Source organism: Escherichia sp. E4385, assembly GCF_963883145.1.
Taxonomy (GTDB): Bacteria; Pseudomonadota; Gammaproteobacteria; order Enterobacterales; family Enterobacteriaceae; genus Escherichia.
Genome location: NZ_CAWOOJ010000013.1, coordinates 40,928 through 55,401, shown reverse-complemented (window position 1 = coordinate 55,401; position 14,474 = coordinate 40,928). Strand labels below are relative to the sequence as shown.

Here is a 14,474-nt window from a genome sequence, read left to right as displayed (position 1 = left end):
TATCAATGGCAATGGAATAGCGGAAATGAGAGATGAAACTAATGATTTCTTAATACTGGCGTTGCACCCACTCTTTTAATGCCTGACGTGAAATCTTAATGCCGCCGTTTTTCAGCTCCGGCGGAAGCGTCAGCCAACGCACCGGTTGTTGAAAACGGGCCAACTTGTCTTTCACCCATTCGCTAAGATCAACGGTTTCGTGGTCATACTCCACCACCGCTACCGGTCGATGACCAAACTCCTTGTCAGTAACGGGGACGATAAACACCTGCAAAACCGCAGGATGCGCGGCAATCACACGTTCGACTTCTTCTGGCTGAATGCCTTCGCCACCACTGAAGAACAGATTGTCTAAACGTCCGACAATGGTCAGCTTGCCATTATGCATCTCACCGCGATCGCGCGTGGCGTACCAGCCTTCATCATTAACCAGCGGCACCAGTTGCCCGTTACGCCAGTAACCTTCTGCCATACTGGCAGCCCGCAGCCACACTTCATCATTAACGATTTTCACTTCCCGCCCCGGCAGCGGCGAACCGACGTCAGCCAGGCCGTCCGCTTCTTTCGCGCAAACCGTGGAAGCGAACTCCGTCAGACCATAGCCGCAAAAGCAACGAATGCCCTGCTCGCGCGCCTGCTCCGTCAACTCAACCGGAATTGCCGCGCCGCCAAGTAACACCGCTTTCAGGGAAACTGAACTGCGGTTAACCAGCAAACGCCAGAGCTGTGTTGGCACCAGTGAAGCGTGAGTACAGCCTGCCAGCATTTGCTCCAATGGCTGTTTATCACGTACCGTCATCCGCGCACCAGCGTATAACCAGCGCCACATAATTCCCTGACCAGAGACGTGAAACAACGGCAAAGAGAGCAGCCAGTCATCATGCTCGCCAAACTGAATCAGCGATAACACCCCTTCGGCACTGGCAAGATGGGCCTGATAAGTATGAACTGCGGCTTTCGGCAAGCCAGTGGAGCCAGAGGTTAACGTCATTGAGCACAGGCGCGTCGGCTGCCACGCAGCGACATATGCGCCTTCAACCAGCTGAATGTGCAGCGACGTTAACGCCGGAAACGTGTTTTCCCCTTCCGGCACCAGCGCAAATTGCAGAGTGAGATTTGGCAGCAATTCCTCAAGCAACGGTTGCGGCAGTTGTGGATTCACGGGCAGCACCCGCGCCCCACATTGCAGTAACGCCAGCCAGGCCAGCAGCGTTTGCGGCGTATTCCACGCCCGCAACATTACGCCGCTGCCCTCAACCACACCCTGCGCCGCAAAGCCGGAGGCTAATTCATCGACGCGAGCACAAAGCTTGCGCCAGTTGAGTTGCTCGTCATTAAGACGTAAGGCGATGGCTTCTCCCCGCACCTGCCGCCAGTGACGCCACGGCCAGTCAGAGAAGATCATAACAGCCGCTCCAGTGCATCAACTTCCACTAATGGCAGCGGGCTACCCGGCCAGCAACGAACCTGCTGCGCCTGCATCAGATCCAGCGTATCCAGCCCCGGAATGGTGTCTGGCGTTAACCAGGCAGCAATCCGCGCCAGTTGCGTTAAGCCTAAGCTCGACTCGATGGAAGAACTGATCACCGCCGTCAGCCCCAGCGCGTGCGCCGCCTGCACCTGCTCGCGGACTTTCTCCAGGCTGCCCGTGAGCGTGGGTTTGATCACCACCGCACGCACGCCCTCTTCCGCCACAAAGGCAAAATCCGGCTCGCGCAGGCTTTCATCCCAGGCAATGGCAATGCCGGTTTCACGGGCAAATGCACGCGAATCATCGCGGGTTTTGCACGGCTCTTCGAGAAACGCGATGCGGTGGCGATAGTCCGGGTTAACGTATTTGGCAAACTGCTGGCCTTTCAGCGGCGTCCAGGCGCGGTTCGCGTCAAGACGCAAATGCAGATCCGGAATTGCCTCCAGCAAAAGATTGACCACCATGCCGTCGCGCACGGCTTCGTACAATCCCACTTTGACCTTCGCCACTTTCTCGCCAGGCATATCGGCAAGTTTGAGGATCAGATCGTCCGGATCGCCATTACACAGCGGCGCAGCACGGTAATTGGCCGCCTGCGGGAGCGTATCTGCCAGTTCAGCCAGCGCGCAGCTTACGCCAAAGGCGACGGAAGGCATCTGTGGTAGCTCGCAATCGCCTGCCAGCCAGTTATGTACCCAGGCAAGCAGCACACTTTGCGCCTCTTCCCAGGTTTCCTGACTGAAGCCCGGCAGTGGGGAGATCTCCCCCCACCCTTCGCGCTCGCCCTCACGCAGGCAAACGTATAGCCCGTCGCGGGTTTTTAACCGCCTGTCGCGCAGAACCACCCCCGCGTCCATGGGGATCTGCCAGCGGTATACCTGCGCGCTACGCATTACGGATTCCGTTTAAATTTGCTGAAGTCAGGCTGACGTTTCTGGTTAAAGGCGTTGCGACCTTCCTGACCTTCTTCCGTCATGTAGAACAGCATGGTGGCGTTACCCGCCAGTTCCTGCAGACCCGCCTGACCGTCACAGTCGGCGTTCAGTGCAGCTTTCAGGCAACGCAGCGCCATCGGGCTGTTTTGCAGCATTTCGCGGCACCAGCGGACGGTCTCTTTTTCCAGATCGGCCAGCGGCACCACGGTGTTCACAAGGCCCATATCCAGCGCCTGTTTTGCATCGTACTGACGGCACAGGAACCAGATTTCACGCGCTTTTTTCTGCCCGACGATGCGAGCCATGTAGGAAGCGCCCCAGCCGCCGTCGAAGGAACCGACTTTCGGGCCAGTCTGACCGAAGATGGCATTATCTGCCGCGATAGTCAGGTCGCACATCATGTGCAGAACATGACCGCCGCCGATGGAGTAGCCAGCCACCATCGCGACAACCGGTTTCGGACAGGTACGGATCTGACGCTGGAAGTCCAGCACGTTGAGGTGATGTACGCCGGAATCATCTTTATAACCGCCGTAGTCGCCACGTACTTTCTGGTCACCGCCGGAGCAGAACGCTTTATCGCCCGCGCCAGTCAGAATGATCACGCCGATGTTGTCGTCATAACGGGCATCCGCCAGCGCCTGGATCATCTCTTTTACCGTCAGAGGACGGAAGGCATTGCGCACCTGCGGACGATTAATGGTGATTTTTGCTATACCGTCGGTGGATTTTTCATAACGAATGTCCTCGAAACCTTCGGAGCAGTCGTGCCATTCAACCGGTGCGTAAAGCATTGCTTCATCAGGATAAATCATATTGTGTCCTTTAGTCAGAAACGCAAGATCTGCGCCAGACTTGCGATTACGCCAGCGGGATTTTCCCGATGCGCGTTATGTCCGGCGCGAGGAATGACATGGCAGTCGGCAGCCAGTTCCGCCGCCAGAGCGCGGAATTTGCTGTCACGTTCACCACATAAATAATAAAACGCAAATGTGCGGGCGCTAAGGTTAGCACGTAAATCAGGCTGGACGGCGAGAGAAGTGGCCTCCAGCATGGCGGCAAGGGTTGCGCCGTTATTGTTGCTGCGCAGCGCCACCAGCTCCCGGCGTTGATCGTCATTGAGCGAGGCAAAAACAGGCTGTTGATACCAGTCGGCAAATACCGCCGTTAACGGTTCTGTGCGAAAACGCTGCGCCCAGCGATGATCGGAAAGCTGACGTTCCGTGCGTTGTTCAGCATTTTGCAGCCCGGGATGCCCACCTTCGACAATCACGCCACAAAGCCCCGCCATCCCCTGACAAGCCGCCATCATCGCCACCCGTCCACCGAGCGAGTACCCCACCAGCCAGAAGTTAAGGATGTTGTAACTAACCAAAGTTTTACGCAGTAAGTCGGTGACATCATCAAATCCATCGACGCTAATTGCCGCCGAACCGCCGTGACCTGGAAGATCAACATACAACCGCGAGTAGTCTGCAAACGCCTCGCCGACTTCCTGCCATTCGAGGCAATCGCCGGAGAAACCATGCAAAAACACCAGCCAGGGTAAACCTGGCTTGCCGTGTTTTGCCTGTGCGTGCAGGATCATAAATGGCTTACCTGCGCCAGCAGTTGCTGGAGGGTTTGCGCGCCGTCGGTGTCGTTAACCACCATCTCAATCACCGTGGTGGTCGGAGTGCGCCAGGCGTCGGCAAGTGCCGTTTCAAGTTCCTGCCAGTTTTGCGGACGATGATATTTCAGCTCAAACATCGCGGCAGCGTGCTCAAAATGGACGTTTTGCGGCATCAGATAGAAACGCTCGCGCTCGCTTTTCGGCGTCGGCAACAGCGAGAAAATTTGTCCGCCGTTGTTGTTCACCACAATTAATACCAGCGGCGCGGAAACCTGACGCAATAGCGCCAGCGCATTGAGATCGTAAAGTGCTGAGAGATCACCCACAATCGCCAGCGTCGGTTTGCCGCTGGCCCGCTGAACGCCTGCGGCGGTAGAGAGCAACCCATCAATTCCGCTGGCCCCACGGTTGCTGTACACCGGATAGCCTGCCGGAAGTTGCGAGAGAGCATCGATCAAACGTACCACCAGGCTATTACCGACAAACAGTTGCCCCTGTTCAGGCAAATAGTCTCTGATGCGGTGCGCCAGTTGTGCTTCGCCAAACGCATCACGACGGGCAACAACTGCCTGCATTGCCTGTTCAGCCAGACGCGGGATCTCCACGCACCAGGGCTGGCGTTTTTCAGCCGGATGCAGCTCCAGCCAGTCGGCAATATTGGCGACCAGGCGACGTCCACGGTGGTGTGCCGGGTCAAGCTGCCCTTCGATGTTATCAACAATCCAGTACTCTTCTGGTTCACAGCTTGCCTGCCATTGCAGTAACCGTTTGCCGGTCAGGCTGCTCCCCAGTTGCACGACAATCTGCGCCTGTCGCAGTTCGCTGGTCGCTTTGGCATTGCCTAACCAGAGATCGGCACACGGCAGCGGCTGCCCGGTTTGCGACAGAACGTCGCCAATCAGCGGCCAGCCAAGAGTTTGCGCCCACAGGGCAACTTTTTTGCCCTCTTCCGCACTCATGCGCCCGGCAACCACCACGCCGCGCTTTTGCCGCCAGAAGAACCAGTCGCGCTGTTTTTCGCTCTCAAGACGAGGCGCTTCACGCAGCCACGGTTTGTCGCCCTGCCACCAGTCGCCAAGACGTTGTTGCCAGCTAAGTCCGGTATCGTCCATCTCGCCATAAAGCGGTTCGGCAAACGGGCAGTTGATATGGACTCCACCCGCATGCAGCGTGCCTAAAGCATGGTCGATAGTAGAAACCAGCCAACGGGCGGGAATATCCTGCGTCGGGCGCGGTAGTGAAATGCTATGCGTAGGATGAGAGGCGAACATGCCCGGCTGACGAATTGCCTGATTTGCGCCGCAGTCAATCAATTCCGGAGGACGATCGGCGGTTAACAGGATCAGTTTTTCTCCGGTTAACCCAGCTTCAATCAGTGCCGGATAGAGATTCGCTACCGCCGTGCCGGAAGTCACTATCACCGCCACCGGCTGCTTGCTGACTTTCGCCAGCCCCAGCGCCAAATGCCCCAGCCCACGCTCATCAAAATGAGTGTGATGAATGAAAGCGGAATTTTCCGCCGCCGCCAGAGTTAATGGCGTAGAACGAGAGCCAGGGGCGATGCAGACGTGTCTGACGCCGTGACGTGTTAATGCTTCCAGAATGACCGCCGCCCAGCGTCGGTTAAATGCGCTTACTGACATGAGTTTGTCCGGTATCAATATTGCGGCTAAGTATAAGGAGCTACAAATAGAGATTATTGATATGAATCGGTAATGATGCGACTCATTACTATTCCAATTGTAATAAAGTGCGCAGTCCTGCCGCTTTGTTGTCGATTTCCTGCCACTCCAGTTCGGGGTCTGAGCCTCGGACAATACCCGCTCCGGCATACAATCGCACGACATTGCCACTGATTTTCGCCGAGCGCAGGGAAACGCAGAATTCGCTTTGTTGTAATGAGAGATAGCCCGCAGAACCCGCATACCATTCACGGGTAAACGGTTCGTGCCGGGCGATGAACTGCCGTGCCAAATCGCGCGGTAAACCTGCCACCGCTGCCGTTGGCTGCAACTGATGCAGACAAACCACATCATCTGCCGTATTAAGCGAGGTCCAGATACAGCGACGCAGATGCTGCACTTTACGCAGACGAAGCACCTGCGGCGGTAAAACATCCAGCGCCTGGGTGTCGCTCTGTAATCGCTGGCAGATATCTTCCACCACCAGCATATTCTCGCGCTGGTTTTTATCATCCGCCATCAGCCACTCGCCCAGTTGCTGCGCCTGTTTATCATCAGGATGATTCGCCACCGTTCCCGCCAGTGCTTCAGTACGCAACGCTTTGTCACGCCGCCGCCAAAGCCGCTCAGGAGATGAACCCAGGAACGCGCTTTCGCCATCAAAGGCCATGTAGAAATGGTAGCAGTTCAGGTTCAACCGACGGCTGGCAGCCATCATTGCCGCCGCGTTAACTGAATCGGAGAAATGCAGATCGGTCGCCCGCGCCAACACCACTTTATCCAGTTCACCTTCAGCAATGGTGTCTGTCGCCAGTTTAATTAACCCCGTCCAGGCTGATTTGTCCGGCCAGTGATTTTCTTGGATGATGGTTAAATGCAGAGCTGGCAACGGTTTAATGTTTGCCAGAGCAGCAATGTATTCCTTTGCCTGATGTGCGTCTTGCTGAAGGGAGTTTTCGCTGAAAAGGGTCAGTCGAAGGGTCGCTTTGCCTGCACAGCGTCGCCATTCCAACCGCGGGAGGAGTAAATTGCCCTGGGAAGGGTCAAACGCATTCAGCCCCCAGATACGTAAGTCGGTGTGATCCGGGTATTGTCGGAGAAAACGCTGCGCCTGCGCCAGCGACGAAAAGCTGGCTATTGTACCCAGCACGGCAGCCTCTTCATCACCATTGCGTTGTTGCCAGTAAAATTGCGGATACATTTGCTGGCTGGCCAGCCAGCTTAAGGCATCAAAGGCGTCATTTAATGGGAAAGGAACATCAAAAACCCGAATGCCGGGCGTCGCTGGAAACTCTTGCGACAGATGGCGCAATAGATTTTCCAGCGCCGTAGTGAGTGATTGCACGCGGACCTCTCCCTGTTAAAAGCCTCACATTATACGGGGTACTGCAAAAAAAATGCAGTACCCCAGTGTAGGGAGGTTTTAACGGCGTGCCAGCAACAGTCCTAATACCAAACCAACCGCAGCGCCAACGCCAATCCCCTGCCACGGTTTTTCATGAACGTAGTCGTCGGCACGATAAACCGCTTGCTTCGCCCGATAGTAATAGCTGTCTGAAGCCTGACTGACTCTTTTTTTCACATCATCCAGCGCCTTCTCTGCTCGCGCCTTCAGCTCAACATATTTCTGATCGGCGGGATCGCCAGAGGAGCGCAGCACTTCTTCCAGTGTTTCACTCAGCAACGTCAGGTCGTCATCGATGCGTGTATCACCAAATTGATTAGACATTCTCGTTCTCCATTTGCTTAAAACCTGCCACTAACTATAGACAACGGTTATCAATTACGCCTGAATGACTTCGCGCGCCATCCCAATGTGGGGAATACCATCTTCCTCGTAGATATCCGTTACGGGGATAAAGCCAAAACTGCGGTAAAAGTTTTGTAAGTGCGCCTGCGCTCCCAGATAAATCGCCTTGTCCGGCCAGTGGCGCGTACATGATTCCAGCACCTTACTCATCAATTGCTGCCCCACTTTTTCGCCCCGCAACGCTTCGCTGACAATCACCCGACCAATCACCACCGGTTCGAGATCATCATCACTTTTCAGAATCCTCGCATACGCTACCAGTTTCCCGTTTTGCCAGCCGAGAATATGACGATTTTCCCCTACCAGATCGTCACCATCGACATCCTGATAAGGACAGTTTTGTTCGACAACGAATACCGCACAACGCAGTTGTAATAAGGTATAAAGCTGAGAAACCGATAATTCAGAGTGATGAAGATCCTGCCAGTCGATCATGATGCGCTCCTTTTGGTTGTATGCCTTATACTAGCCGGATTATTTTTAGAAATGTGATGGTCTTATGGAATTAATTTTCTTAGGTACTTCGGCGGGAGTTCCGACCCGGGCGCGTAATGTCACGGCGATATTGCTTAATCTGCAACATCCGACCCAGGCCGGACTTTGGTTATTTGACTGTGGCGAAGGCACTCAACACCAAATGCTGCACACGGTGTTTAATCCCGGCAAACTGGACAGGATTTTTATTAGCCATCTTCATGGCGATCATCTTTTCGGCCTGCCCGGTTTGCTGTGCAGTCGTTCCATGTCAGGTATTGTGCAACCCTTAACCATTTATGGTCCGAAAGGTATCCGTGAATTTGTTGAGACAGCGCTACGCATTAGTGGCTCGTGGACCGATTATCCACTGGAGATTATTGAAATTAGCGCAGGCGAAATTCTTGATGATGGCTTGCGTAAAGTGACAGCTTATCCGATGGAACATCCGCTGGAATGTTACGGCTATCGCGTAGAAGAACATGATAAGCCTGGTGCGCTGAATGCCCGGGCATTAAAGGCTGCAGGAGTACCGCCAGGCCCATTGTTTCAGGATTTGAAAGCCGGAAAAACTGTCACACTGGAAGACGGTCGGCAGATTAACGGCGCTGATTACTTAGCCGCGCCTACACCAGGAAAAGCGATCGCCATTTTCGGCGATACTGGTCCTTGCGATGCCGCGCTGGCGCTGGCCAAAGGTGTCGACGTAATGGTTCACGAAGCGACTCTGGATTTGGCGATGGAGGCCAAAGCCAACAGTCGCGGCCACAGCTCCACACGCCAGGCGGCGGCACTGGCCCGTGAAGCTGGTGTCGGTAAGCTAATCATTACCCATGTTAGTTCACGCTATGATGATAAAGGCTGTCAGCACTTGTTACACGAGTGCCGGACGATTTTCCCGGCAACTGAACTGGCGAGCGATTTCGCGGTGTTTAGCATTTAAGTCGAAAGCGGTGGTTAGTTGGCAGATTAATTTAATGATGCCAACGCATTTATTTTTCATCTGTTTGCCGAATACGCTTGATGTCGATATCCGGCAAACAGATTTATCATTTATAGTTTTGTGAATTGTCCAGATCTTCCGCCAGCCCAATCAGACGAATAAATTCCGCTCTGTAGCCTTGTTGATCCGGTCCTTTTGCTTGCCGCGCCCACTGTTCGATCTGCTGCCAGGATGTATTATTCAGGTATTCAGAACCGCGCAATTTTAGCCCATACGCAGAGACTGCTGCGCGAAAACGCATATCTTCTGACGGTGCGTTTATTGTGGGTGCCAACGGGAATTCAACTAACTGACTTTCTTTTCCCTGCGGGTATTTCCAACGAATCTTTAACCAGGCCAGTTCTTTCGCTTTATCTGATTTCGCTGATTTGTTATCCGGGGCATAGCGTAACTTATCAATTGATGCTTTTTGCCCATTCAGAGTTAGCTGCCGGTGTCGACGTCAAGGCTAAACGTCGCCAACGGGTTTTGCGCTACCTGCTTAACCGGATTATCATCGAACTGCTGATAGCGAGCGGTTCCTGGATTTGCGATACGTGTAGCTTTTGCTTTAGCCGCTCTTTCAAATGTTGGCGCTTCCTGTAATCGCCCCTGCAAAGCCTGTTTGTCTGAGGATTGTTGCGCTTCATGCTGGGCTAAGGTTTTTGCTTTAGCGGCGGCGGCTCTTTGCTCCGCCACTTTTGTTGCCGCTTGTTGCGCGGCAAGTACTTGCTGGTCTGTGGGTGTAGTAGATTGTTGTTGCTGACTTTCCTTATCATCAGATTCCGGCCCACATCCTGACAAAATCAAACTACTAATAAGCAACATGATTATATTTTTATTTCGCATATAAAATCCTTTTAAATAAACTCAACCACCAGACATAAAATAGACTCTTTGTATAATCCGGCTAATCTTAATAAAATACGATCTCGAAACCTATAACAAATAATGATTCAACAACGAAACCTATCAACAATTTATATATGAAAAAAATAACCTTTTCCTTTTTTATATTGTTCCTGTTTTCACTTCCTCTGATTGTTTTTTACCAACCCTGGGTCAATGCATTACCACCAACGCCCCAGCACGCAAGTCCCGAGCAATTAGAAAAAACAGTTCGTTATTTTACACAAACTGTGCATCCACGTAGTGCCGACAATATTGATAATCTGAATAGGTCCGCAGAGTATATAAAAGAGGTCTTTGTCAGTAGCGGCGCCAGAGTTACCGGGCAGGATGTCCCCATTACTGGTGGCCCCTACAAAAACATTGTTGCTGATTATGGTCCTACCGATGGACCACAGATTATTATCGGTGCGCACTATGACTCTGCCAGTAGTTACGAAAACAATCAATTAACCTATACGCCGGGAGCGGATGATAACGCCAGCGGTGTGGCAGGATTACTCGAACTGGCACGTTTGTTACAGCAGCAAGCGCCGAAAATAGGTGTGCAACTGGTCGCCTATGCGTCGGAAGAACCGCCCTTCTTTCGTAGCAATGAAATGGGGAGCGCGGTACACGCCGCTTCGCTTGAGCGTCCGGTGAAATTAATGATAGCACTGGAGATGATAGGTTATTACGACTCCGCACCAGGGAGTCAGGATTACCCTTACTCTGTCATGTCCTGGCTTTATCCCGACCATGGTGATTTTATTGCTGTCGTCGGCAGAGTGCAGGATATCAGCGCTGTGCGTCAGGTAAAATCTGCGTTGTTATCAGCAAAAGAGTTGCCTGTTTATTCTATTAATGCACCTGGTTTTATTCCCGGTATCGATTTCTCCGACCACCTTAATTATTGGCAACACGATATTCCCGCCGTAATGATTACTGACACCGCTTTTTATCGTAATAAACAATATCACTTACCTGGCGATACCGCAGACAGACTCAATTATCAGAAAATGGCTCAGGTGGTGGATGGCGTTATAACCTTGTTGCAAAACAGTAAATAATAAAAATTTCTCGAGGAAGATCCAGAAAAAGCAACATGCGCATTTTATTTTCCCTCGTCTGTTTTAAGATGCGAAAAATTAAATTCAACGGAGGAAAAACAAATGGGAATGATTGGCTATTTTGCAGAAATTGACTCAGAAAGAATTAACCGACTGCTTGAGTCTACTGAAAAACCCTTAATGGACAATATTCATGACACGCTTTCAGGTTTACGGCGACTGGATATTGATAAACGCTGGGATTTTTTACATTTTGGCCTAACGGGTACCTCTGCTTTTGATCCAGCGAAGAATGATCCGCTGAGTCGTGCCGTGCTTGGTGAACACAGCCTCGAAGATGGCATAGATGGTTTCCTGGGATTGACCTGGAATCAGGAGTTAGCCGCGACAATCGACCGCCTGGAATCACTGGATCGAAGTGAGCTGCGTAAACAGTTTTCCATTCAGCGACTCAATGAAATGGAGATTTATCCGGGAGTGACCTTTTCAGAAGAGTTAGAGGGGCAACTCTTTGCTTCGATCATGCTTGATATGGAAAAGCTGATTAGCGCGTATCGACGTATGCTGCGACAAGGGAATCATGCGCTGACGGTTATTGTTGGGTGATATAGCTTGATGCCTGGGGGAGAAATACCCATTAGTTAAAATTTACGCCAAGATCATCTTGAAAAAATATTTAACCATGGTCCGGTTTTTATCCCCTTGTATAAATATCGCTAAATGCTTGCTTAGTCGCATTCTTAAAGCAATGCCGTGTATTCGGTATATAACAGCGATGTCATCTGTGCTGGCAACGATTTGGAATCTTGGATGAAAACGGAACTCAACCTGTCATTACCTGGAAATTACCAGGCAGATAAAAAGCCTGTTCAATTTTGAGATGATTTTTTAAAAAATCGTGTCCATTGTGACGACATGGGAAAAACTCAATATTATCCTCCACAAATTGCAGTAACACAGAATCAACATCTTTTGCAAGTTGGTCACAATGTGTGATAAGCATTTTGAATATTTCATCCTTTGTAATCTCATGAAAATTTTCTACCTTCTCTTTTAACTCATTATATCGGATTCTTGCAGTAACCATTTTTTTGGCAAGTTCTAACAATCCCAACGCTTGCAATTGTTGGTGAATATGATCACTTTCAAAAAAGATCCCACAATCCATTCCTTCCCAACCAACATATTCATGCCATTCATAAACCAGCATAAAAGTTTGTAAAACTGGCTGTAATAATTGGATATCTGCAAAACTAAACCAAAACTTACGCTTGAGATCCCACTCATATTCAATCGCCAATGCTATTTTGTTTAAGGCATCTCCGGCATCCTTATTTTTACGCAAAATCAATTCCGTCAGTGTATAGCGTTGTTCATCAATACGCCGAAGAGTTTCTGCAATATCATAGTTTGTAGCCAACAAAACATTCTCTGCTTCCTGATGTGTGACGTCTGCTTTTGCAGTCAATATATTGATTTGATCAATATGAAAGAATTTAATGGCCTCATCAACATTACCGCCAGTCCTCTCTAGCAAACGTCTGGCAGACTGGATACCGACAGGTACGTGCTCCCGAAGTTTGCGAATTTCACTTAACCATTCCATGTCAAACCCCTTTAAATATTTATGATGTTATATATAACAACGTCTGGATCACGACCCAGCCTGACTGAATATTTCACCTTTCCCTGCTTAACATCCATGCTATGATGTGCCTGAAACTAATAAGACGTGTGGCATTGTCACTATTTATCCGCTATTGAATTCAAACAATGCCATTCATTTGATGAATGAATTATTTCAGGGAATAATTATGACACCTTTAGAACGCATTACCCAACTTGTTAATATCAATGGTGATGTTAACGAGCCTGCTACCCCCCGTCCATTGTTATCTCTTGAGGATTTTTTTATCGGCAATAATATCCTCGGTTCAATATGTTGCAATGTGACTCCAGAACAATCTCCGCAAGCTATCTACCACCATTTGCTGAAAATTCGTGAGCGTAACGATGTCAGTGATGTTTTGGTAGAAATTACGATGTTCGATGACCCTAACTGGCCCTTTAGCGAAAGAATTTCAGTTATCACTTCTGCCTCACCCGAAGAAGTTCAGAATTGGTTTGCAGAAGAAATTGCCCCTGATGAGTGCCGGGAAGGATGGGAAGAAGATACAGATCATGGATGGGTTGAAGTCCCTGCGGGTATGCATCCGGTTAATTGTTGGTGGGATTAAAACATATTGCTCATTACGAAAAATTTTTAAAATACTTCATGGAGGATGTATATTGTCATTTTCAACGGGTGCTGTAATTATCATTTTTGCGTGTTATGCATTAGCCTTTATCATACCAATACTCTTTATCGTACCGTTTCTTCTTCGATGGGATAAAGAGAAAATGGATAACACCGGTTTCATTTCTTTAATCTATCTGGAATTGCCAATCGGCACTACCGCATTAGCCTATTTATTTTATTTCAATAAGTATTTCGATTCTTTCTTTGAATATATTTTCAACCTGATACCCTATACATTAATTTTATGGTATGTGTGTTTTCTAAGGAAAAGCATATATTGCAGCCCACGCAAGATTTTATTTACAGGCTGGCGCGCCTTTGCCATTATATTTGTTTTACATACATTCTATTTATTCCCCATGAAAAACGAATCAGATTATGACACTGCTGTGAATACGGCACTAAGACAAGGGGATGGTACTGCATTGGATAAACTTTGGAAAACATGCCCGGAGGGTATCAATTCACTTTTGTTCAATATGAAATTTAACTATAACAGAACATATAACTTTGACTACCCAATCACTTCATTCGAGAAAGTTATCCAGTGTAGTGAATTTAAAGACGACTTTACCAGCGATTATGCTGTCAACTATTCTTTTGCTAACGTAACAAGCATTAATTTCTTAAAATTTCTATATAGCAAAATAGATGATAATAAAAAGAAAGAGATTCAGAATGATAAAGGTATTATAGACACTAGATTAATTGATTTAAAGCGATGTTTAAGAGACGAAAAGTGCAGTGCACAAAAAATCCAAATGCTCGATTTTCTACTAAAGCTCGTTCCAAAATGGCAAAAGCATTTATTTATCAAACCGGTAGACTTGCATAATTCTATTTTAAACTCAAATAAGCTTAGTGTTTCTTATTTTTCAAAATTTGTTCAACCTGAAAATGAAAATGACATTATCGCTATGCATGTTGTTTTAGGTGATAACCAGTCCGTAATATCAAAAATAAAGAACAAAGAATACCTACCTTCCGTGATTGGTCAAGAATATGGTGATTTTGGTGAAAATATAACATTAGTAAAGTTTATTATAATGAATGGTACAGAAGACATGATCGACTTCATCATTAACGATTTAAACGTTGATGTGGCGTGTTATGCAAGTGCGTCAACCATAAACTATAATACTATTGTCTCTTCAGACTATAATTATAAATACAATAAACGTTTCCAAAATAAAACCTGCACAAACCCAATCAAATCATAACACCATAAAAAAACCGCCGAAATCGGCGGTT

At 49.2% G+C, this 14,474-nt stretch carries 13 protein-coding genes and 2 pseudogenes; 5 read left to right on the top strand and 10 right to left on the bottom strand.

Annotation, left to right across the window (positions count from 1 at the left end):
• Positions 1-49: 49 nt before the first annotated feature.
• From menE to AACS80_RS12360, 8 genes are all read right to left on the bottom strand, one after another.
• The gene (menE, locus tag AACS80_RS12395; RefSeq protein ID WP_135410200.1) at positions 50-1,405 is read right to left on the bottom strand and encodes an o-succinylbenzoate--CoA ligase; all 1,356 of its coding nucleotides are present in this window, start codon (positions 1,403-1,405) and stop codon (positions 50-52) included.
• Complete coding sequence (gene menC, locus AACS80_RS12390; RefSeq protein ID WP_135410201.1) at positions 1,402-2,364, bottom strand: o-succinylbenzoate synthase; 963 nt, start codon at positions 2,362-2,364, stop codon at positions 1,402-1,404. Before menC ends, menE begins: the two co-directional genes overlap by 4 nt.
• On the bottom strand, positions 2,364-3,221 hold the full coding sequence (gene menB, locus AACS80_RS12385) for a 1,4-dihydroxy-2-naphthoyl-CoA synthase (RefSeq protein ID WP_000639996.1): 858 nt from the start codon (positions 3,219-3,221) through the stop codon (positions 2,364-2,366). Before menB ends, menC begins: the two co-directional genes overlap by 1 nt.
• Positions 3,222-3,235: 14 nt before the next feature.
• A complete protein-coding gene (gene menH, locus AACS80_RS12380) occupies positions 3,236-3,994 on the bottom strand; it encodes a 2-succinyl-6-hydroxy-2,4-cyclohexadiene-1-carboxylate synthase (RefSeq protein ID WP_135410202.1) in 759 nt (252 codons plus the stop codon).
• A complete protein-coding gene (menD, locus tag AACS80_RS12375) occupies positions 3,991-5,661 on the bottom strand; it encodes a 2-succinyl-5-enolpyruvyl-6-hydroxy-3-cyclohexene-1-carboxylic-acid synthase (protein ID WP_135410203.1) in 1,671 nt (556 codons plus the stop codon). Before menD ends, menH begins: the two co-directional genes overlap by 4 nt.
• An 88-nt stretch (positions 5,662-5,749) precedes the next feature.
• A complete protein-coding gene (menF, locus tag AACS80_RS12370; protein WP_135410204.1) occupies positions 5,750-7,045 on the bottom strand; it encodes an isochorismate synthase MenF in 1,296 nt (431 codons plus the stop codon).
• Positions 7,046-7,123: 78 nt separating this feature from the next.
• A complete protein-coding gene (elaB, locus tag AACS80_RS12365; protein ID WP_000070621.1) occupies positions 7,124-7,429 on the bottom strand; it encodes a stress response protein ElaB in 306 nt (101 codons plus the stop codon).
• Between the two features lie 54 nt (positions 7,430-7,483).
• Positions 7,484-7,945 (bottom strand): GNAT family N-acetyltransferase, encoded by a 462-nt coding sequence (locus AACS80_RS12360; protein ID WP_131162033.1) that lies wholly within the window; start codon positions 7,943-7,945, stop codon positions 7,484-7,486.
• Between the two features lie 64 nt (positions 7,946-8,009).
• Between AACS80_RS12360 and rbn the strand changes: the two genes are divergently transcribed.
• Entirely contained in the window at positions 8,010-8,927 is a 918-nt protein-coding gene (gene rbn / locus AACS80_RS12355) for a ribonuclease BN (RefSeq protein ID WP_135410205.1), read from the top strand.
• A gap of 106 nt (positions 8,928-9,033) precedes the next feature.
• On the opposite strand, the pseudogene AACS80_RS12350 reads toward rbn, so the two are convergent.
• Positions 9,034-9,815, bottom strand: a pseudogene (locus AACS80_RS12350) (YfbK domain-containing protein).
• A gap of 137 nt (positions 9,816-9,952) precedes the next feature.
• Here AACS80_RS12350 and AACS80_RS12345 point away from each other — a divergent pair.
• Positions 9,953-10,924, top strand: a complete 972-nt coding sequence (locus AACS80_RS12345) for a M28 family metallopeptidase (protein WP_138183808.1) — start codon at positions 9,953-9,955, stop codon at positions 10,922-10,924.
• A gap of 102 nt (positions 10,925-11,026) precedes the next feature.
• Complete coding sequence (locus tag AACS80_RS12340; RefSeq protein WP_135407465.1) at positions 11,027-11,530, top strand: YfbM family protein; 504 nt, start codon at positions 11,027-11,029, stop codon at positions 11,528-11,530.
• Positions 11,531-11,819: 289 nt separating this feature from the next.
• Here AACS80_RS12340 and AACS80_RS12335 read toward each other — a convergent pair.
• A pseudogene (locus AACS80_RS12335) lies at positions 11,820-12,530 on the bottom strand (hypothetical protein); the annotation flags it as partial.
• Positions 12,531-12,738: 208 nt separating this feature from the next.
• Between AACS80_RS12335 and AACS80_RS12330 the strand changes: the two are divergent.
• Positions 12,739-13,161, top strand: a complete 423-nt coding sequence (locus tag AACS80_RS12330; protein ID WP_130207206.1) for a hypothetical protein — start codon at positions 12,739-12,741, stop codon at positions 13,159-13,161.
• Positions 13,106-14,443 carry a hypothetical protein gene (locus tag AACS80_RS12325; RefSeq protein WP_171021443.1) on the top strand — a complete coding sequence of 446 codons (1,338 nt, stop codon included), beginning with the start codon at positions 13,106-13,108 and terminating at the stop codon, positions 14,441-14,443. The genes AACS80_RS12330 and AACS80_RS12325 overlap by 56 nt, the downstream gene beginning before the upstream one ends.
• Positions 14,444-14,474: the final 31 nt, after the last annotated feature.